The organism is Franzmannia qiaohouensis (genome assembly GCF_031451695.1).
Taxonomy (GTDB): Bacteria; Pseudomonadota; Gammaproteobacteria; order Pseudomonadales; family Halomonadaceae; genus Franzmannia; species Franzmannia qiaohouensis.
This window is the reverse complement of record NZ_JARWAM010000012.1, coordinates 57756-77217: the sequence shown is the minus strand read 5'-3', so window position 1 is coordinate 77217 and position 19462 is coordinate 57756. Positions and strand designations below refer to the sequence as shown.

Sequence of the window (19462 nt, the reverse complement as noted above, 5' to 3'; positions counted from 1 at the left end):
CCTATTCCTTATTTCCAAATATAACAGAGGAACAAAATTCAAGAACTTTTTCCTTATTACCATCGATATCTTTGGTGGCATCCAACGCAAGGACGGCAACGCCATATTGCTGTAATACGGAAAGTATTTTTCTTTTACTAGCTTTCGATCTTTCAATGAACTCGGTTACTTCTTGTTCACCGGCATAATGAAACCAATCATTTGCAGCCCCAGGCTTCTGAGAGCTTCTTTTTTTCAAGTTCTTGATAATCTGAGCTATGGGCGCGTCATAAAGAATTACTGAGCGGTTGTCGAAAAAACGCTGTAGTGCATCATGTTGGTTTTTTTCCACGCCTTCATTCAACTGTTCATGGTACCAGAGAATTTCCCTGGAAAAATTGTGAGTTACGCCTTCATCAGAAAAAAGTCCCCGCGCTAGCTTAGTGTGCCGAGAATACACATCTGCGGAGATTTCTCTAATAAAAAAGTCATAGAGTGACACTTTACGCTGTAGCGCCCCTTTACCTGAAAAAACATTCTCGTGCTTTTTCTTCAATAGGGCCTCAATGAATAGCGCATCATGTTCTTGAAGAAGAGAAAAACTACTACCTTTATAGTTACTTATTTTTTTAACTTCGTTTCTAAAGAACCACCCCTCTTCTAACACAGGCCGGAGATAGTTATAAAAATAAGTTTTCCCGACACCCGAAGGCCCAATTAGCTCGACAACATGGCCTACAGAAGGGCGTTGACGTTTATCAGCTGTTAAATCTTTTGGGACTTTACTTAGCTGAACGCCATTCGTGAGCAACAACTTGTTCAGTAGCGAAGTAAGTTGCATGTGTACCTCCTTATCTCACTTCGCGCTAAGCTCGGAGGAAGCAATACCCAACCTTTCACGCTGGTAGCTGCCATCCTGTACTCGACGGCACCACTCCAGGTTCTTCAGGTACCACTCAACCGTCTTGCGAATTCCACTCTCGAAGGTCTCTGCAGGCGTCCAGCCAAGCTCACGCTCTATCTTGCTGGCGTCGATAGCGTAGCGCAGGTCATGCCCGGGGCGATCCGGCACATACGTGATCAACGAGTGGTAGGGCGAATGAGCAGAGGGTGCCAGCTCGTCGAGCAGCGCGCACAGGGTGTGCACCACATCGATATTACGCTTCTCGTTGTGGCCACCGATATTGTAGGTCTCCCCCGGCGCTCCCTGGGTCACCACCCGGTAGAGGGCGCGGGCGTGGTCTTCAACGTATAGCCAGTCGCGAATCTGCTCGCCTTTGCCATAGACGGGCAGCGCCTTGCCCTCCAGGGCATTGAGGATCACCAGCGGTATCAGCTTTTCAGGAAAGTGATAGGGCCCGTAGTTATTCGAACAGTTGGTGACGATGGCAGGAAGGCCATAGGTACGTGACCAGGCGCGCACCAGGTGGTCCGAGCTCGCCTTGCTCGCCGAATAGGGTGAGCTGGGAGCATAGGGTGTCTGCTCGGTAAATAGCCCTTGCGGGCCTTCCAGGTCGCCGTACACCTCGTCGGTGGAAATATGATGAAAGCGAAACGCAGCTCGGCGCCCTTCATCCAGCCCCTGCCAGTAGTGCCTGACGACCTCCAGCAGCGTGTAGGTGCCGACGATGTTGGTCTCGATGAAGGCTGCCGGCCCATCGATGGAACGATCTACGTGGCTTTCAGCCGCCAAGTGCATGACGGCATCGGGCTGGTGGCGCTTGAAAACGTCAGCCAGGGCTGACTGATCGCACACATCGAGTTGCTCGAAGGCGTAGCGGGGGTTATCGGCAACGGACTGCAGCGACTCGAGGTTACCCGCGTAGGTGAGCTTGTCGACGTTCACCACCTGGTCATCGGTGTCATTAATCACATGCCGAATAACCGCCGAGCCAATAAAGCCAGCGCCACCGGTAATCAAGAGTTTCATAACAGCCCTTCTGTCATCCTGAAATTGCTTACGTTGACGGTTACGCCGATGTGATGTGGCGGCCGACAGAGTAGTAGGTAAAGCCTTTGTTGCGCATGCGTGCCGGCTGGAACATGTTGCGCCCGTCAAACAGGGTCGCCTGGCTGAGCTGAGACTTGATAAGGTCAAAATCCGGCGCGCGGAAGCTCTGCCATTCGGTGACGATCACCAGTGCATCGGCGCCCTTGAGGGCCGCTTCTTTCGTGCCACACAGCGTCAGGTCGTCACGCGTACCGTAGATACGCTGGGTCTCTTCCATGGCTTCAGGGTCGTATGCCTGCACCTTGGCACCAGCCTGCCATAGCGCTTCCATCAGCACCCGGCTGGGCGCTTCACGCATATCGTCGGTGTTGGGCTTGAAGGCCAGCCCCCACACGGCAAAGGTCTTGCCGTCGAGCTGCCCATCGAAATGACGATGGATCTTGGCAAACAGCGTGGTTTTCTGCTCCTGGTTGCGGGCCTCGACGGCCTTGAGCACCTTGGCATCGAAGTCGATGTCACCGGCCGTGCGGATGAGTGCCTGCACGTCCTTGGGGAAGCATGAGCCGCCGTAGCCAACTCCGGGGTAGATGAAGTGGTAGCCAATCCGCGGATCGGAGCCAATGCCCTGGCGCACCATCTCGATGTCCGCTCCCAGGCGTTCGGCCAGGTTAGCCATCTCGTTCATGAAGCTGATCTTGGTGGCAAGCATACAGTTGGCGGCATACTTGGTGAGCTCAGCGCTACGCACATCCATGACGATGATCTTGTCGTGGTTGCGGTTGAACGGCGCGTAGAGCTCACGCATCACCTCGATGGTGGATGCGTCCTCGGTGCCGATGATGATGCGGTCGGGCTTCTGGCAGTCGGCGACGGCGCTGCCCTCTTTGAGAAACTCCGGGTTGGAGACGACATCAAATCCCAAGTCAGTCCGGCCTCGCTTGGCGAGCACTTCTGACACCTTGGCTTTCACCTTGTCGGCGGTGCCAACGGGAACCGTCGACTTGTCGATGATGATCTGGTCGCACTGCATGTGCTCGGCGATGGTTTGCGCCACCGCCAGCACATACTTGAGGTCTGCAGAGCCATCTTCGTCGGGCGGGGTTCCAACGGCGATGAACTGCACCTGGCCGTGCTTGACCCCCGCCTCGGCATCTGTGGTGAACTCTAGCCGGCCCGCGGCATGGTTCTCGCGCACCAACGGTTCCAGCCCCGGCTCATAGATCGGGATCTGGCCCTGGGTCAGCCGCTCGACCTTCGACGCATCCACATCCACGCACACCACATGATGGCCTACATCGGCGAGAATCGCGCCCTGCACCAACCCAACATAACCTGTTCCAAAAACCGTGACGTTCATGCCACTCCTTCCATGTTCTAGATGACGCGGCTCCACCGCGCACGCTCAGGGAGCATCGCGAGTGCCAAGCCTCACACCTGGTAGTAGTCGCGGTACCAGGCAACGAAATTCGCCACGCCCTGCTTGACGGGGGTGGCCGGCTTGTAGTCGACGGCCTTTTCGAGCTCGCTGCTGTCGGCGAAGGTATCGGGCACATCGCCGGGCTGCAGTGGCAGCAGGTCTTTCTTGGCCGGCTTGTCGAGCGCCGCCTCGATCGCCTCGATGTAGGCGCTCAGCTTCACCGGATCGTTGTTGCCGATATTGAACAGCCGATACGGCGCATTGCTGGTCGCGGGATCGGGGGCATCACTGTCCCAGTCGGGGTTCGCCGTGGCAACCTGGTCACTGGCTCGAATCACGCCTTCGACGATGTCATCCACGTAGGTAAAGTCGCGGGTGTGGTTGCCATGGTTGAACACCGGGATCGGCTCATCGGCCAGGATATTCTTGGTGAACTTGAACAGCGCCATGTCTGGCCGGCCCCAGGGCCCATACACCGTGAAGAAGCGCAGCCCGGTAGTCGGCAGGCCGAAGAGATGGCTGTAGCTGTGCGCCATCATCTCGTTGGCCTTCTTGGTCGCGGCGTAGAACTGCAGGGGGTGGTTGGCACCTTCATGCTCGGAGAACGGCATCTTGGTGTTGGCCCCGTAGACGCTGCTGGTGCTGGCGTAGGTAAGGTGCTGCACCTTGGCGTAGCGGCAGGCCTCCAGGATATTGGTAAACGCCACGACATTGCTCTCGACGTAGCTGTGCGGGTTCTCCAGTGAGTAGCGCACGCCGGCCTGAGCCGCCAGATGGATGACGCGCTCGATGCCGTGCTCATTGAAGCAGGCGTTCACCGCCGGCTGGTTGGCGAGGTTATCGCGCACGAAGTGGTAGTCACTGCCAGTACGCTTGGCGGTTTCTTCGAGTATCGCCAGCCGCGCTTCCTTGATGGCCGGGTCGTAATAGTCATTGACGCTATCGAAGCCGACCACACTATCGCCCCGCTCAAGCAGGCGCTTGGCGGTGTGGAAACCGATAAAACCGGCATTACCTGTTACTAAGATTTTCATGAATTCACAACCTGAATATAGAACTAGCGGTAGTTATAGAAGTAATAGCCGTAATGCCCCGAGGCCGTCGACGCCTTGCGCTCCATGGCGTTCAGGATCGCGCCCTGTACCACCAGGCCATTGCTTTCCAGGCGCCGCTTGGCGGCCATGATCTCACGCACCGGGTTGGTCTCGAAGCGCGCCACCAGCAGGGTGGTGTCGCACTGCTTGCCGACCACGCTGGCATCGGTCACCGCGAGCACCGGCGGGGTGTCGACGATGATCAGATCAAACTGATGGCTCAGCGTTTCCATCGCCTCGGCAAAGCGCGGCTGCATCAGCAGCTCGGAGGGGTTGGGCGGCGCCGTGCCCCGCGTGACTACCCAGTAGTTGTCGATCCCCGTCGGCTGGATAATCTCAGTCAGCGGAATCTGCCCGGCCAGGAAGTCTGCCAGGCCGTTCTCGCTCTTCTTGCCGAAGGCGTGGTGGATATGACCTTTGCGCAGGTCGGCATCGACAATCAGCACCCGCTTGCCTGCCTGAGCACTGACGGCCCCCAGGTTGATGCTGACGAAACTCTTGCCGACACCGGGGCTTGGGCCGGTAATCATCAGGCGATTATTGCGCCCTTCGAGCATGGCAAAGTGCAGGCTGGTACGCAGCCCGCGCAGCGCTTCGAGTGCCAGATCCGCCGGCTCGCGCTCCGCCAGCACCCCGACCACAATGTCTTGAGCGGGCTTGCGGCGCTTGCGTTTGACCCGTCGAGCCAGCTTGTTCTGCGCAGTGGAGAGCGGGATGGTGGCATATACCGGCAGGCCAGCCGACTCGATCTGCTCGGGTGAGTCCACGCCGCGGCGCAGCAGTTCACGCAGCAGCACACCGCCAACCGCGAGGATAAAGCCCAGCAGCGTGGCAAGAACGGTAGTTTTTGCCCTGTTGGGTGCCACCTGCCCCGAGATGACGGCATTATCGATGATGCGGATGTTGCCGATGGTACCCGCCCTGGCAACCTGCAGTTCCTGCATCTTGTTGAGCACGTTGACGTAAATTGCCTGGGTAACCTCAACGTCGCGGGTGCGTCGCACAACTTCCTGCTGGGCGGCCGGCAGCTCGTTGACGCGGGCATTGAGTTCGGTGCGATCCTGTTCGATCTGGCGCTTCTGGCGCAGCAGTGCCTGGTAGCTGGGGTGGCTGGGGGTATAGCGCTGGGCCAGCTCGGCTTCCTGGAACTCCAGCTCGTTGAGGCGAGTGTCGAGCTCGATATAGCGCTGGATGGCGGCCTGAGCCTCGCTGCTCAGGTCCACGCTATCCAGGTTGGCCCGGTACTCGTTGAGGTTCTGCTCGGCGCTGACCAACTGCTCGCGCAGCTCCGGTGCCTGCTGCTCGAGAAACTCCAGGCTCTGCTGTGCCTGGGCCGACTGGCGCTCGACGTTCTGGGTCAGGAAGGTTTCCGCCACGGCATCCAGGGTACGAGTGATTTCCTGCCTATCCGGCCCCACCATGGTCATGCGTAGCATGCCGGTCGGCGAGCCTCGGCCTCCAGCTTCGACGACCTGCAGGCGGCCGCCGATGGAGCGAATGGCCGAGTTGCGGTGCTGCCTCAGCAGTTGAAAGCGCCCCCCAACGGCGGCATCGAAACGCTCAATGGTCAATTCCAGGTCGCCATCGAGGAAGACCGCAGGCTCACCGATGTTGCCATTGCCTACCGCTTCACCGTTGACCAGTACGCGATAGCGGTCGTCGATGATGCGTTCCACCAGAATCTGCTGGCCGCGCCGCCCTTCGGCCAGTTCGAAACGCGGCACATCAATGCTCTCGTCACCCCATATATGCGGCTGCCCCTCCATGAAGGGAGGACGAGGAATATTGCGGCGCAACACAAAATCACCGATGACGGGGATTTCCACCGGCCTGATGATGATGTCCTGGCTCAGGCGGTCGACGACTTGGCCAAGCACCATGCGGGATTGCAGTATCTGCAGCTCCGCTGGCGTATTCAGTCCTTCTGCCCCGATGACGTTGCCAATATCTCCCAGCGGGCTCACCGTCGAGCGCCGCTCGACCTGTACCAGGGCATCGGATTGATAGATTGGTGTGGCCAGCATGCCGTGAACGATACCGACCGCGGCGAATAAGCCGGTGACAAAAATGATCAACCACTTATGATCGAACAGCACGCCGACCATACGGCCCAGGTCGATCGTTTCCTCGGGTGGGGCTTGCGTCACAGGTTTATCAGACATTGGGCTCTACTTCGAAAAGTGGAAAGGAAAATATTGGGCAACTGTTTCATAACCGCGACGCCCATCCCTCTGTAGCATCGACCAAAAGTTGGTGAACATGCGTGAAGACTTCGCGACTCTTGCGGTATGGGTCGGGAATGTCACGCCCCTTGCCGGCATCGAGCCACTGGCCAAGACGCATGGTCTTGCCCAGTGTTTCAGGCCAGCGGCTGGCAATCTCACGCCGCTGCCCATCGCTCATCACCAATACCAGGTCGGCGCTGGTCAGCATTGCACTATCCAGCTGGCGTGCTTGATGGCTCTCGAGGTCAAGCCCCTCGGCCAGCGCCAGCTGCAGCGCGTTGGGTTCCACCCCCTGCCCGACCATGGCCCCGAGCCCGGCGGAATCGACGCGAAGCTCGGGACGGTGCCTGCGCAACATGGCCGCAGCCACCGGGCTGCGGCAGATGTTGCCGGTGCATACCACCAGTACGTGGTCGAACATGCTTAGAGTAAATCCTCGAGGTTCTGGCTAGAGCCACGGATGTTACCCGGCAGCCCGATGGAGGGCAGCAGCAGGCTGATCACGCGGTTCCAGCGCGCCAGCGGCGCCGTGGTGACGTACACGATGTCGCTTGGCTCGAGCGGGAAACCGCCGGCAAGGGCAAATGCCGTGGCATCGTTGACATCAAGCTGGTAGACCGTTGCCAGTTTCCCACTGGTCTCGGGCTGACGACGCAGCACGAAGATACCCGAGGGGTCGGCGGTCACTTCATTGATACCGCCAGCTCGCGAAATGGCGTCTGAAAGCGACAGGCGCTCCCGGTTCATTGCCAGGTTACCCGGCGAGCGTACCTGGCCCATCATGGCGATGCCTTGGTTCTCGGCGGTAGGCACATGAATAATATCACCATCACGTAGCAGGCGATTCTGGCGCTGGTCGCCTTCGCTGAGTAGCGCGTAGAGCGAAAGCCGCTCCTCCTGGCCGTCGCGAATAAAGGTCAGGTCGTGCCAGAACGCTGCAGATGTGGGTCCGCCCACCTCGCTGATGGCATCGATGATGGTCATGGGGACGTTGGTGATCGGCACGATGCCCGGGTCGTCAACCGCCCCGGTTACATAGACTTTCTGTGAGTTGAAGGCCGCCACGAATACATCGACCTGAGGGTCGGTGAGGTATTCGGAGAGCCCACGCGTCAACTGCAGGCGGATCTCATCGGAGGTCTTGCCCGCCACATTGATGCGGCCCAGGAAGGGGTAGAAGATGGTGCCATCGCCGCGCACCTGATTACCGGCCTCTGCCGCGCTGCGCTCGGCCCCCGCCGGAATCGTCAACTCCGGATGGTCATACACCACGATGCTGAGCACATCCCCCGGGCCCACGTTGTACTCATAGTCGGATAGTTGCCCGCGCAACTCATCCGGCATGGGGCTTACGCGCCGCTCTGCACGCTCGAGGGAACCTATGAGTTCCGGCGTGATGGGTTCGATATCGACCAGATGCGAGAGATCAGGGGCATCTTCCGTGTCATAGCTCATGTGCCCCCCAGGGGCGATCACGCAGCCCCCCAGCGCGAGTGCTGCAAATAGCGTCATGATATGGCGTGAAGCGGTTAAAGTACGCATTGGCCGTTCCCCCGATCCTTTCAATTGTCGTTTTGCGCCCTATCCCTGGCGAACTCTTCCAGGCACGCTACCGCCCCGAGGTGTACGGCACATCCCCGAGGCCTGAAGCGTTAGTACGCTTGCATATATTGATTGTCTCAATGGCCAATAGCCGACTCACAGGGAGTCGCGTCGACGCATTGCTGGTTTTTCTCTTCAAGACGTATCCGTAATCTTCCGCTGCTCGCGGCCTGAAAGCCCACGGTTGGCGGTTGTTACCACAGCCGCCGCGATACGTCCTTGTCGATCACTCTCTTTTCACACCCGGCGCCCTTTGCGCCTGGCAGATCCGCCATCCTAGCGGTGCTTTGGTGAATAATAGGCAACGCTGGCTGCCAAGGGCTCCTCGCGTGGGCCAGCAGCCTCACTGGGCGTTTCACTCAGTGTCTGCCAGCTAGGGGGGATATCGGCGGGTGATTCAGCGCCTTGATGGCTTGGCACAGCGTCGACAGCGGGTGCAGAACGCGCTTTCGGCTCGTCACTGGCTGCTTTCGTGCCGTGGTCGACGATATCGCTCTGGGGGTGGTACTCGGTAGGTGCTTCCATCAAGACCTGGCGCACCCCATCGCCCTCCTGGTTGACGCAGGCAGCGTGAAGGGAGAGCAGGATCGGCTCCAGCTCATCCCAGCTCAGCGCCGCCTCACTGGCCGTCATGATGCGCGGGTGTCCGGTCTTGCCGACGGCTTCGGTCACCAGAAGCTCTTCGTAGAGCTTTTCGCCGGGGCGCAAGCCGGTAAAGACGATGGAGATGTCGCCCTGGCGCCCCCCCTCTGCCAACTCATTCAATTGGCTGCGCCGCTTTTTCGATAACTGAGGGTGCGGAGTCCCGCTCGACTGGGGGAAATACGGCTCCAGGCCGGTCAGTCGCACCATGCGCGTCGCCAGCTCGGCAATGCGTACCGGCTTGCCCATGTCGAGTACGAAGACGTCTCCGCCCTTGGCCATCCCTCCAGCTTGTATTACCAGCTGAGCGGCTTCGGGAATGGTCATGAAATAGCGGGTGATTTCAGGATGCGTGACGGTGATCGGGCCACCACTCTCGATCTGCTTACGAAACAGCGGCACGACGGAGCCAGAGGAGCCAAGTACATTGCCGAATCGCACCATCGTAAAGCGCGTCTTCTGCTGTGAGGCGGCAAGTGCCTGGCAGACCAGCTCCGCCATACGCTTGCTGGCCCCCATCACATTGGTCGGTCGGACGGCCTTATCAGTGGAAACCAGCACCATGTCGTCAACCCCCGTGGCAACCGCGGCCTTGGCCACGGCCAGCGTGCCGAAGACGTTGTTCAGCACGCCTTCACAGGGGTTGTACTCCACCATGGGCACATGCTTATAAGCCGCCGCATGGTAGATGGTGCGAACATCGAAGGTTTCCAGGAGCTGCTCGATCCGCTGGCCGTCACGTACCGACGCGAGAATCGGCACCACGGTCCCCTTCAGCGAATCCGCTTCAGCGATACGCTTTAGATCCAGCTCGATGCGATAAAGCGAATATTCAGAGACATCCACCAGCAGCAGCTTGCTGGGCTGCTGCCTCAGAATCTGGCGACACAGCTCGCTGCCAATCGAGCCGCCGGCGCCGGTTACCATGACCACCTTGCCGGTAATGTTGGCGCCCATCAGGGATTGCACGGGCGGCACAGGGTCGCGCCCCAGCAGGTCTTCTACGGCCACGTCGCGCAGCTCGTTGAACTTGGCCTTGCCTGACACCACGTCCGCCATGTCGGGAATGGTCTGCACGGGGATCGAGAGCGGTTCGAGCGATTCGATGATCTCCTGGCGGCGCGAGCGCGTGGCCTCGGGCACGGCAAGCAGGAGCTTCTCTACACCATAGTTGTTGATGATGCGGGTGGTGTCTTCGGGGGAGTGGACCCTGAGACCCTGCACATGGGTACCTTGCAGCCGGGGAGCAAAATCGACGAAGCCCACCGGTTCGTAGTCTCGACCGTGGCGCAGCGACATCACCAGCTGCCGGCCGGCGGCACCGGCACCGTAGATCAGCACACGCGTCTTGAGCCGCTGCTGGCCACGCTGATATAGCAAGCGCAGCGCAAGCCTGACGCCACCAATGGTCATCAAGGCCAGCATGATGTAGATGAAGGGAACGGAGCGTGGCACCGGCAGGTTGAATACGCTGCTGACAACGGCCAGCGTCATTGCCGACCCCAGCACACCGGCCATGATGGCTTGAAACGCCTTGAGCCCCATGTAACGAATGATGGAGCGATAGAAGCCCAGCTTGACGAAGATGATCAGGCTTACTGGCACCACCACCGGCAGGGCCATCCACACCGCGGGGTCGAGCAGAAAACGTGGTGAGTCGAGACGCAGCAGCATGGCGGTAAAGAAACTGACAACTACCAGGAGGGAATCGGCCATAAGCTGAATGGCCTGCTTGCGGCGACGCGGCAGGTTGAACAGCCTTTTTAGCAGTTGAGTCATACTGTGTCCCTTTGCTGAGCAAGACCCGCTGCGCCAGGGTCATCCCAAACCCCTGTAAGGCGCTAGCGCCCATCAATGTAACATCTCACATCGACCAGTGTAACATTAAGTATCCAGCATCGCGAGCAAGAAAAGCGCTAGCAACGTGGTACTGACACTAATGAAGCATGTGGTCAAACTAGGTGGCCGGACACACGCTCGGGCACGAGCGTGGCCGCCAGCATGCTAGTGGGGTATGCTTATGCACCAATCGCCATGACGCGCCGCGCCCCGACCCGAGCATGTAACCAAGGTCAAACATAGACTAAGTTGGCCGGCGACGCTCCCACATGTTGCTACATTAAACGCAAGGTGCCTGTTGAGACCGATGGACGCACAGTACACGCCCTTTGAGATCGAACGCGACGCCCAGCAGTACTGGGACAAGAACCAGTGCTTCAAGGCAATAGAAGACGCCAATCGCGAAAAATTCTACTGCCTGTCGATGTTCCCCTACCCCAGCGGCAAGCTGCACATGGGGCATGTGCGCAACTACACCATCGGCGACGTGGTGTCGCGCTTCCAGCGCATGCAGGGCAAGAACGTCATGCAGCCGATGGGCTGGGATGCCTTCGGCATGCCGGCGGAGAATGCCGCGATCAACAATCGCGTGCCGCCCGCCAAGTGGACCTACGAAAACATCGACTACATGCGCAACCAGCTCAAGGCGCTGGGTTTCGCCTACGACTGGAACCGCGAGTTCGCCACCTGCGACAGCGACTACTACCGCTGGGAGCAGTGGTTCTTCACCAAGCTGCTCGACAAGGGGCTGGTCTACAAGAAGATGTCGACGGTCAACTGGGATCCGGTCGACCAGACCGTGCTGGCCAACGAGCAGGTGATCGACGGCTGCGGCTGGCGCTCCGGCGCGCCGGTTGAGCGCAAGGAGATCCCGCTGTGGTTCCTCAAGATCACCGACTACGCCGATGAGCTGCTCGCCGACCTCGACAAGGTCGAGTGGCCCGAGCAGGTCAAGACCATGCAGCGCAACTGGATCGGCAAGTCGCGCGGCGTCGAGATGTCCTTCGACATCAAGCAGGCCGATGGCAGCCCGGACGAGCCGGTCAGCGTCTACACCACCCGCCCCGACACCCTGATGGGCGTGACCTACCTGGCGGTAGCCGCCGGCCACCCGCTGGCCAAGACCGCCTCGGCGAGCAATGCCGAGCTGGCGGCGTTCTGCGAGGAGTGCGCCCAGGGCGGCACCTCGGAGGCAGCGCTGGCCACCAAGGAGAAGAAAGGCATGCCCACCGGGCATGTTGCCGTGCACCCGCTGAGCGGCCGCGAAGTGCCGGTCTATGTGGCCAACTTCGTGCTCATGGAGTTCGGCACCGGGGCGGTGATGGCGGTGCCCGGCCACGACCAGCGCGACTGGGAGTTCGCCACCAAGTACGCGCTGCCCATCGAGGCGGTGATCGCCGACCAGCATGGCCAGGCACCGGATCTCTCCGAGGGTGCCTATGTGGAATATGGCCGAGTGATCAACTCCGGCGAATTCGACGGCCTCGACTTCGAGGCGGCCTTCGATGCCATCGCCACCAGGCTCGAGTCCCTCGGCCGTGGCGAGGTCAAGACCAACTTCCGCCTGCGCGACTGGGGCGTGGCCCGCCAGCGCTACTGGGGCGCACCGATCCCTGTCAAGTACGGCCCCGAAGGCCAGACCGTGCCGCTCACCGACGACGAGCTGCCGGTGGCACTGCCGATGGAAGTGACCGTCGACGCCTCGGGCTCGCCGCTCAAGAAGATGCCAGCATTCTCCGATCTTGGCGACGGCTGGGTGCGCGAGACCGACACCTTCGATACCTTCATGGAGTCATCGTGGTACTACGCGCGCTTCTGCTGCGCCGACAACCACGAGGCGATGCTCGACGAGCGCGCCAACTACTGGCTGCCCGTCGACCTCTATATCGGTGGCATCGAGCACGCCATCCTGCACCTGCTCTATGCGCGTTTCTTCCACAAGCTGATGCGCGACTTCGGCCTGGTCGACAGCGACGAGCCCTTCCAGCAGCTGCTGACCCAGGGCATGGTGATCGCCGAGACCTACTACCGCCTCGAGTCCAACGGCGCCAAGAACTGGTTCAACCCCGCCGACGTCGAGGTCAAGCGCGACGACAAGGGCCGCCCGATCAGCGCGCTGCTGATCGAGGACGGCCAGCCGGTGGAGATGGGTGGCATCGAGAAGATGTCCAAGTCGAAGAACAACGGCGTCGACCCGCAGTCGATGATCGACCGCTTCGGCGCCGACACCGTGCGCCTGTTCATGATGTTCGCCGCCCCGCCGGAGCAGTCGCTGGAGTGGTCGGACTCCGGGGTCGAGGGCGCCAACCGCTTCCTCAAGCGGCTGTGGCGCCTGGTCAATGAACACCTCGCTGCCGGCACGCCGGGCGCGCTGGACACCGGCGCCCTCAACGACGCCCAGCGCGACCTGCGCCGCAAGACCCACGAGACGATCAAGAAGGCCAGCGACGACATCGGCCGGCGCACCACCTTCAATACCGCCATTGCCGCGGTGATGGAGCTGACCAATGCGCTGGGCCGCTTCCACGGCGAGGGTGAGAAGCCAAGCCCCCAGGACCTGGCCGTGGCGCGTGAAGCGGTGGAGACCAGCGTGCTGCTGCTGGCGCCAATCACGCCGCACATCTGCCATGCGCTGTGGGCAGCGCTGGGCCATGCCGAGCCGGCCATCGACGCCGCCTGGCCGCGCCTCGATGAGTCCGCCCTGGCCCGCGATAGCATCGAGCTGGTGGTACAGGTCAACGGCAAGCTGCGCGCGCGCCTAGACGTGCCGGCAGACGCCGACAAGGCCGCCATCGAGGCCCAGGCGCTGGCTGCCGAGAACGTGCAGCGCCATACCGAAGGCAAGACAGTACGCAAGGTGATCGTGGTGCCGGGCAAACTGGTCAATATCGTGGTCGGCTGACTCCCACGATCGTCAACCACACAAGGAGCGTTCCATGCAGCGTCGCCGCTTTCTTCACCTGACCCTGGCCGCCGGCGCCGGCATGGCGTTGGCCGGCTGCGGCTTTCGCCTGCGCGGGCTGGAGACCCCGGTGCTGTCACTCGACAGCATCGCCCTTGTCGCCGCCGACAGCGACCTGACCCCGGCGGTGCAGGCGGCGCTGGAACGTGCCGACACCGTGATTCGCGACGACGCCCCGCTGCGCCTCAACCTCGGCAGCGAGTCGTTCAGCGAGAGCCGCCGCACCTTCGGCAGCGCCGCCAGCCGCGAGATCGAGATGACCCTGCGCGCGCCCTTCTCGGTGCAGCGCCAGCGCGACAACGCCTACCTGCTCGACCAGCAGCAGCTAGAGGTGAGCACCAATTTCAGCATCAGCGACGACAACCTTCTGGCCCAGGACGACATTCGTCAGGGAGCGCGCCAGGAGCTGCGCGAGGAAGCGGCGCGCCGCCTGCTCGATCGCCTGCGCGCCCTCGACAACCAGCCAGCGTCGTGATGCAACGCGTTCATAGGCTTTCTGCGTGAAGATATTCCCCGACAAGCTGCCCGACGCCATTGCCAACAAGCTGCCGCCGGTGGTGATGGTCACCGGCGACGAGCCGCTGATTCATATCGAGGCCTGCGATGCGGTTCGCGCCGCGGCCCGCCAGCAGGGCATCGAGGAGCGCGAGGTACTGCACGTCGAGAGCGGCTTTCAATGGGGGCGGCTCACCGAGTCCGCCGCCAGCATGTCGCTGTTCGCCACGCGCAAGTTGATCGAGCTGCGCCTCGGCAGCCAGGCCGCCGGCCAGGAGGGCGGCCGAGCGCTGGAGGCTTACGCCGAGCAGGCCAAGGGCAGCGACAACGTGCTGCTGCTCAGCGCCGGCAAGCTCGACCGCAAGCAGCAGCAGAGCAAGTGGTTCAAGGCGCTGGACAAGATCGGGCTGTTCGTTCCGGTGTGGCCGGTGGACCATCAGCGGCTGGGCTTCTGGATGCGCGACCGCGCCAGCCGCCACGGACTGCAGCTCGACATGGAGGCGGCCAAGCTGCTCGGCGAGCGCACCGAGGGCAACCTGCTGGCCGCCGACCAGGAGCTGCAGAAACTTGCGCTGCTGATGCCCCCCGGCGCGCGCCTCAACGCCGAGGCGATTGCCAGTGGCGTCGACGACAGCGCGCGCTACGATGTCTTCACCCTGGCCGAGGCGTGCCTGCGCGGCGAGCGCGAGCGGGTCTCGCGGATCGTGCGCGGCCTGCGCCAGGAAGGCGTCGAGGCGCCGATCATGCTCTGGGCGCTGACCCGCGAGCTGCGCATCCTGCTGTCGCTCTACCAGCACCTCGACCAGGGCCAGAGCTTCGAGCACGCCTGCAAGGCGCAGAAGCCGCCGATCTTCGACAAGCGCCGCCCCGCCTACCAGCAGGCCCTCAATCGCCTGCCCCTCAAGCGCCTGCATAAGCTGCTGCTGTTCGCCCAGCGCCTCGACCTGGCGATCAAGGGCGCCGCCCCGCTGCCGCTGTGGGACGGCATCCACGACCTGGCCCTGACCCTGGCCGGCGGCCGCGGCCTGCTGGCGGAGTCGCCACTATCGTACAAGGTGGGCTGAATTGACCGCTTATAGCTCGTCCCGATAGCGCGCCAGCATCGCCGCCTGGCTCTCGGGTTCGCCGCTGCCGCCGGTCTGGTCCTGGATCATCTTGCCCATGCTCGGCAGCACCGCGCGTTCGCGGCGACTGTCGTCGGCCCAAAGCCGCGAGCGCATCAGTGCCTTGGCGCAGTGCAGGTAGGCCTCCTCTACCGTTACCCGAATCACCACCCGAGGCGTGCGGCGCTCGTCTGTCAGCTGCGCCAGCAGCGCCTCGTCCACCGACACCTCGGCCGCGCCGTTGATGCGCAGGCTCTCATCGACGCCGGGGATCAGAAACAGCAGCCCGAGACGCCCGCTGGCGATGATATTGCTCAGCGAGTCGAGACGGTTGTTGCCCGGTGAATCGGGAATCAGCAACGTGGTGTCATCGACTACCTTGACGAAGCCGGGCGCGCCACCGCGTGGCGAGGCATCCTGCTGAGCGCCATCGCCACTGGCCAGGACCACGAACGGCGACAGCGCGATGAAGCGTCGGCAGTGCTGATCCAGGTGGCTGAGCTGCTTCTGCAGGGCACGCGGCTTGGCAGGCGGGTAGAGCGCGCGCAGTTCCTCGATGGAGCGAATCATCGCTGTCTCTCTGGCTGGTTGACCGATGGCCAGTGTCGCATGCTTCGATGACGGCGTCGTGTCGCTGTCAACCGGCCAGGTTGGCGAGCCGCGAGAGCAGCGTGTAGTTGGCTTCCATGGCCATCAGCGCGACAAGGAACAGCAGCACCGCCGGCGGCAGCAGCACGGTGTAGATGAGCGACAGGCGCTCCCACGCCATGTGCATGAAGAACGCCACGATCAGGCCGGCCTTGAGCAGCATGAACAGGGTGATCAGGCCCCACTTGGGATACCCTTCGAGCCCCGATATATCCACCAGGTAAGAGAGTACGCTGAGCACGAACAGCCAGATCCATACGCGCAGGTAGACGCGTAGCTCGGGCTGGTGTTGATCGCTGTCATGCGCCATGACGGCCTCCTACCACAGATAGAAGAATGCGAAGATAAACACCCACACCAGGTCGACGAAGTGCCAGTAAAGTCCCAGGCTCTCGACCATGCCGTAGTTGCCCCGGCGCCCGGTTAGAAACCCCGGCCGCCCGCCATCCAGCGAACCGCGCATCACCTTGACCGCCATGATCACGATGAAGATCACGCCGATGGTGACATGGGTGCCATGAAAGCCGGTGATCAGGAAGAACACCGCGCCAAACTGAGCCGCTCCCCAGGGGTTCTCCCAGGGCCGCACGCCCTCGCCGATCAGGATCGCCCACTCGAAGGCCTGCATACCCACGAAGCAGGCCCCGAGCAGTGCCGTGACCAGCAGCAGCGCGGCTGTCTTGCGACGGTCGTTGGCATAGCCGTACTTCACCGCCAGGGCCATGGTGCCGCTGCTCGAGATCAGGATGAAGGTCATGATGGCGATCAGCAGCAGCGGGATCGACTGCCCGGCGACAGTCAGCGCGAACACCTCGCTGGCATCCGGCCAGGGCTCCACGGTGGACATGCGCAGCACCATGTAGCCGACCAGGAAGCAGGCGAAGATGAACACGTCGCTGAGGATGAACAGCCACATCATCGCCTTGCCCCAGGGCACGTCGAACACGCGCCGCTCCGCCGACCAGTCGCGGATCAAGCCGAACGAGCCCTGGGAAGGCGGCGAGGCGTTGGAATCGGGATTCGCCATGCTCATGTCCTCAGCAACAGAACGAACAGAATGGCCCACACCAGCAGCAGGAAGTGCCAGTACAGCGCGCACAGCTCGACGCTCTGGCGCATGGCGCCGGGTGTGGCGCCCTGCTGCAGGCGGAACAGGCAGCGCGACCAGACAAACAGCCCGCCGAGCAGGTGCGCGGCGTGCAGCGCCGTGAGCAGGAAGAAGAACGCATTGGCCGGATTGGCCGCCAGGTAGTGGCCAGCGGCCTGCAGCTGCCTCCAGGCCAGCGCCTGGCCGAGAATGAAGGCGATGGTCAAGCCACCTCCGGCCAGCAGCCCGCGCAACAGCCATGTCGGCTGCTCGTGCCGGGCGGCCCGCCAGGCCAGCTGCAGCGCCACGCTGCCCAGCACCAGGCAGACCGTGTTCCACCACAGCACGCCGGGCACCGCCAGTGGATGCCAGTCGTGGGCCATCTCCTGGCGCATCAGGTAGGCGCTGATGGTCAGCGCGAACAGCGAGGTGACCACCGCCAGAAATACCGCCAACCCCACCCGCGGTGCGGTCGCCGCCGGCGGCACCTGGCCGCCGCCCAGCCCCTGGACCTGGCGGCTACCCGCGGCCTGGGCCTCCCAGGGGCGCACCCTGAACGAATAGCTGAACAGCCAGCCACCGAACACGGCCATCAGCACCGCCAGGAACACCAGTGAGACGGTCATGCTCATGGCGACCTCCTTGGCGCTGCGTCATCGGCCTCGACAGCCTCGGGAGGCATGTTCTGGGGCAGGAAATCCTGCTTGGCGCCGGGCACGCTGTAGTCGTAGGCCCAGCGGTAGACCACCGGCAGCTCGGCGCCGAAGTTGCCGTGGCGCGGCGGGGTGTGCTCGGTCTGCCACTCCAGGGTGGTGGCCTGCCAGGGATTGGGCCCCGCCTGGCGGCCGTGGAAGTAGCTGCGCACCAGGTTGTAGAAGAACACCAGCTGCACCAGCGCGACGATGATCGCCGCCACGCTCATGAAGGCGTTGAGGGTCTGGATCGAATCGGGGATGTAGGCGGTCTCGCCATAGCCGTAGTAGCGGCGCGGCACGCCGGCGAAGCCCATGAAGTGCATCGGGTAGAAGATCGCGTAGGTGCCGAGGAAGGTGACCCAGAAGTGCACCTTGCCCAGGGTGTCATCCATCATCCGACCGGTGATCTTGGGGTACCAGTGGTAGATCGCGCCGAACACCACCAGCACCGGTGCCACCGCCATCACCATATGGAAGTGGCCGACCACGAAGTAGGTATCCGCCAGCGGCACGTCGACGGTGACGTTGCCCAGGAACAGCCCGCTGAGCCCGCCGTTGACGAAGGTGAAGATGAAGCCGATGGCAAACAGCATCGGCACCGTCATGCGGATGTTACCCCGCCACAGCGTCAGCACCCAGTTGTAGACCTTGATCGCGGTGGGCACGGCGATGATCAGGGTGGTGGTGGCGAACAGGAAGCCGAAGTAGGGGTTCATGCCGCTGACGAACATGTGGTGAGCCCAGACCACGAAGCTGAGCACACCGATGATGATGATCGCCCACACCATCATGCGGTAGCCGAAGATGTTCTTGCGCGCATGGGTGGCGAGAATGTCGGAGACGATGCCGAACGCCGGCAGCGCGACGATATACACCTCGGGATGGCCGAAGAACCAGAACAGATGCTGGTAGAGCAAGGGGCTGCCGCCCTCATGGCCGGACTGCTCGCCCAGATTGAGCATCTCGGGCATGAAGAAGCTGGTGCCCAGCAGCATGTCGCAGAGCATCATCAGGATCGCCACCAGCAGCGCCGGGAAGGCCAGCAGCGCCATCACCGTGGCCATGAAGATCCCCCAGATGGTCAGCGGCAGGCGCATCAGCGTCATGCCCCGGGTGCGCGCCTGGAGCACCGTGACCACGTAGTTGAGCCCGCCCATGGTGAAGCCGGCGATGAACACCGACAGCGATGCGAACATCAGCAGGATGCCGCCGTCGATGCCCGGCGTCCCGGGGCTGATCGCCTGGGGCGGATAGAGCGTCCAGCCGGCACCGGTGGCGCCCCCCGGCACGAAGAAGCTGGCCATCAGGATCAGCACCGCGGCCAGGTAGAACCAGTAGCTGAGCATGTTGAGGTAGGGAAAGGCCATGTCCCGGGCGCCACACATCAGCGGGATCAGGTAGTTGCCGAAGGCACCCAGGAACAGTGCGGTGAGCAGGTAGACCACCATGATCATGCCGTGCATGGTGACGTACTGCAGGTAGCTGGCCGGGTCGATCAGCGCAAAGGTGTTGGGAAACCCCAACTGCAGGCGCATCAGGATCGATAGCACCAGCGCCACCAGCCCGATGGCGATGGCGGTCACGCCGTACTGAATGGCGATCACCTTGGCATCCTGGCTCCACACGTACTTGCCGAGAAACGTCTTGGGGTGCACCAGCTCCATGTCGTCGAACTCGCCCGCCGGGGCGTGGGGCACGCTGTGCTGTCCGTGGTCTGCCATCG

Annotated in this window: 16 protein-coding genes; 3 read left to right on the top strand and 13 right to left on the bottom strand. The window is 62.1% G+C overall.

Annotation, left to right across the window (positions count from 1 at the left end; translation table 11 throughout):
- Position 1: 1 nt before the first annotated feature.
- The 8 genes from QC821_RS16210 to QC821_RS16175 form a co-directional block, all read right to left on the bottom strand.
- Positions 2 to 820, bottom strand: a complete 819-nt coding sequence (locus tag QC821_RS16210) for a hypothetical protein (RefSeq protein ID WP_309723737.1) — start codon at positions 818 to 820, stop codon at positions 2 to 4.
- A 15-nt stretch (positions 821 to 835) separates the two neighbouring features.
- A complete protein-coding gene (gene rfbB / locus QC821_RS16205; protein ID WP_309723735.1) occupies positions 836 to 1909 on the bottom strand; it encodes a dTDP-glucose 4,6-dehydratase in 1074 nt (357 codons plus the stop codon).
- Positions 1910 to 1949: 40 nt separating this feature from the next.
- Entirely contained in the window at positions 1950 to 3287 is a 1338-nt protein-coding gene (locus QC821_RS16200; protein WP_309723834.1) for a UDP-glucose dehydrogenase family protein, read from the bottom strand.
- A gap of 71 nt (positions 3288 to 3358) precedes the next feature.
- Positions 3359 to 4381 (bottom strand): NAD-dependent epimerase, encoded by a 1023-nt coding sequence (locus QC821_RS16195; protein ID WP_309723733.1) that lies wholly within the window; start codon positions 4379 to 4381, stop codon positions 3359 to 3361.
- Positions 4382 to 4404: 23 nt separating this feature from the next.
- The gene (locus tag QC821_RS16190; protein ID WP_309723732.1) at positions 4405 to 6603 is read right to left on the bottom strand and encodes a polysaccharide biosynthesis tyrosine autokinase; all 2199 of its coding nucleotides are present in this window, start codon (positions 6601 to 6603) and stop codon (positions 4405 to 4407) included.
- A 46-nt stretch (positions 6604 to 6649) separates the two neighbouring features.
- Positions 6650 to 7087 (bottom strand): low molecular weight protein-tyrosine-phosphatase, encoded by a 438-nt coding sequence (locus QC821_RS16185; protein ID WP_309723731.1) that lies wholly within the window; start codon positions 7085 to 7087, stop codon positions 6650 to 6652.
- Positions 7088 to 7089: 2 nt separating this feature from the next.
- Entirely contained in the window at positions 7090 to 8208 is a 1119-nt protein-coding gene (locus QC821_RS16180; protein WP_309723729.1) for a polysaccharide export protein, read from the bottom strand.
- A 336-nt stretch (positions 8209 to 8544) separates the two neighbouring features.
- A complete protein-coding gene (locus tag QC821_RS16175; RefSeq protein ID WP_309723728.1) occupies positions 8545 to 10689 on the bottom strand; it encodes a polysaccharide biosynthesis protein in 2145 nt (714 codons plus the stop codon).
- A gap of 367 nt (positions 10690 to 11056) precedes the next feature.
- On the opposite strand from QC821_RS16175, the gene leuS reads away from it, so the two are divergent.
- The 3 genes from leuS to holA are packed head-to-tail and all read left to right on the top strand — an operon-like array spanning position 11057 to position 15270.
- On the top strand, positions 11057 to 13651 hold the full coding sequence (leuS, locus tag QC821_RS16170) for a leucine--tRNA ligase (protein WP_309723726.1): 2595 nt from the start codon (positions 11057 to 11059) through the stop codon (positions 13649 to 13651).
- A 34-nt stretch (positions 13652 to 13685) separates the two neighbouring features.
- Positions 13686 to 14186, top strand: a complete 501-nt coding sequence (locus QC821_RS16165; RefSeq protein ID WP_309723723.1) for an LPS-assembly lipoprotein LptE — start codon at positions 13686 to 13688, stop codon at positions 14184 to 14186.
- A 25-nt stretch (positions 14187 to 14211) separates the two neighbouring features.
- Positions 14212 to 15270, top strand: coding sequence for a DNA polymerase III subunit delta (gene holA / locus QC821_RS16160; protein WP_309723722.1), 1059 nt, complete (start codon positions 14212 to 14214; stop codon positions 15268 to 15270).
- Between the two features lie 9 nt (positions 15271 to 15279).
- Here holA and QC821_RS16155 read toward each other — a convergent pair whose 3' ends face one another.
- From QC821_RS16155 to QC821_RS16135, 5 genes are all read right to left on the bottom strand, one after another.
- Positions 15280 to 15879, bottom strand: a complete 600-nt coding sequence (locus QC821_RS16155) for a pyridoxamine 5'-phosphate oxidase family protein (RefSeq protein ID WP_076747399.1) — start codon at positions 15877 to 15879, stop codon at positions 15280 to 15282.
- Positions 15880 to 15946: 67 nt separating this feature from the next.
- Positions 15947 to 16267: a cytochrome C oxidase subunit IV family protein gene (locus tag QC821_RS16150; protein ID WP_076747398.1), complete on the bottom strand. Its 321-nt coding sequence runs from the start codon at positions 16265 to 16267 to the stop codon at positions 15947 to 15949.
- 9 nt (positions 16268 to 16276) lie between these two features.
- Positions 16277 to 16984 carry a cytochrome c oxidase subunit 3 gene (locus QC821_RS16145; RefSeq protein WP_309723718.1) on the bottom strand — a complete coding sequence of 236 codons (708 nt, stop codon included), beginning with the start codon at positions 16982 to 16984 and terminating at the stop codon, positions 16277 to 16279.
- A gap of 2 nt (positions 16985 to 16986) precedes the next feature.
- Positions 16987 to 17676: a cytochrome c oxidase subunit 3 gene (locus QC821_RS16140; protein ID WP_309723716.1), complete on the bottom strand. Its 690-nt coding sequence runs from the start codon at positions 17674 to 17676 to the stop codon at positions 16987 to 16989.
- Positions 17673 to 19460 (bottom strand): cytochrome c oxidase subunit I, encoded by a 1788-nt coding sequence (locus QC821_RS16135; protein ID WP_309723715.1) that lies wholly within the window; start codon positions 19458 to 19460, stop codon positions 17673 to 17675. The genes QC821_RS16140 and QC821_RS16135 overlap by 4 nt, the downstream gene beginning before the upstream one ends.
- Positions 19461 to 19462 lie beyond the last annotated feature (2 nt).

Bases quoted from the DNA above. Each gene is read 5' to 3' on its own strand.
- QC821_RS16210 (WP_309723737.1), bottom strand. From the start codon at position 820: ATGCAACTTACTTCGCTACTGAACAAGTTGTTGCTCACGAATGGCGTT.
- rfbB (WP_309723735.1), bottom strand. From the start codon at position 1,909: ATGAAACTCTTGATTACCGGTGGCGCTGGCTTTATTGGCTCGGCGGTT.
- QC821_RS16200 (WP_309723834.1), bottom strand. From the start codon at position 3,287: ATGAACGTCACGGTTTTTGGAACAGGTTATGTTGGGTTGGTGCAGGGC.
- QC821_RS16195 (WP_309723733.1), bottom strand. From the start codon at position 4,381: ATGAAAATCTTAGTAACAGGTAATGCCGGTTTTATCGGTTTCCACACC.
- QC821_RS16190 (WP_309723732.1), bottom strand. From the start codon at position 6,603: ATGTCTGATAAACCTGTGACGCAAGCCCCACCCGAGGAAACGATCGAC.
- QC821_RS16185 (WP_309723731.1), bottom strand. From the start codon at position 7,087: ATGTTCGACCACGTACTGGTGGTATGCACCGGCAACATCTGCCGCAGC.
- QC821_RS16180 (WP_309723729.1), bottom strand. From the start codon at position 8,208: ATGCGTACTTTAACCGCTTCACGCCATATCATGACGCTATTTGCAGCA.
- QC821_RS16175 (WP_309723728.1), bottom strand. From the start codon at position 10,689: ATGACTCAACTGCTAAAAAGGCTGTTCAACCTGCCGCGTCGCCGCAAG.
- leuS (WP_309723726.1), top strand. From the start codon at position 11,057: ATGGACGCACAGTACACGCCCTTTGAGATCGAACGCGACGCCCAGCAG.
- QC821_RS16165 (WP_309723723.1), top strand. From the start codon at position 13,686: ATGCAGCGTCGCCGCTTTCTTCACCTGACCCTGGCCGCCGGCGCCGGC.
- QC821_RS16155 (WP_076747399.1), bottom strand. From the start codon at position 15,879: ATGATTCGCTCCATCGAGGAACTGCGCGCGCTCTACCCGCCTGCCAAG.
- QC821_RS16150 (WP_076747398.1), bottom strand. From the start codon at position 16,267: ATGGCGCATGACAGCGATCAACACCAGCCCGAGCTACGCGTCTACCTG.
- QC821_RS16145 (WP_309723718.1), bottom strand. From the start codon at position 16,984: ATGGCGAATCCCGATTCCAACGCCTCGCCGCCTTCCCAGGGCTCGTTC.
- QC821_RS16140 (WP_309723716.1), bottom strand. From the start codon at position 17,676: ATGAGCATGACCGTCTCACTGGTGTTCCTGGCGGTGCTGATGGCCGTG.
- QC821_RS16135 (WP_309723715.1), bottom strand. From the start codon at position 19,460: ATGGCAGACCACGGACAGCACAGCGTGCCCCACGCCCCGGCGGGCGAG.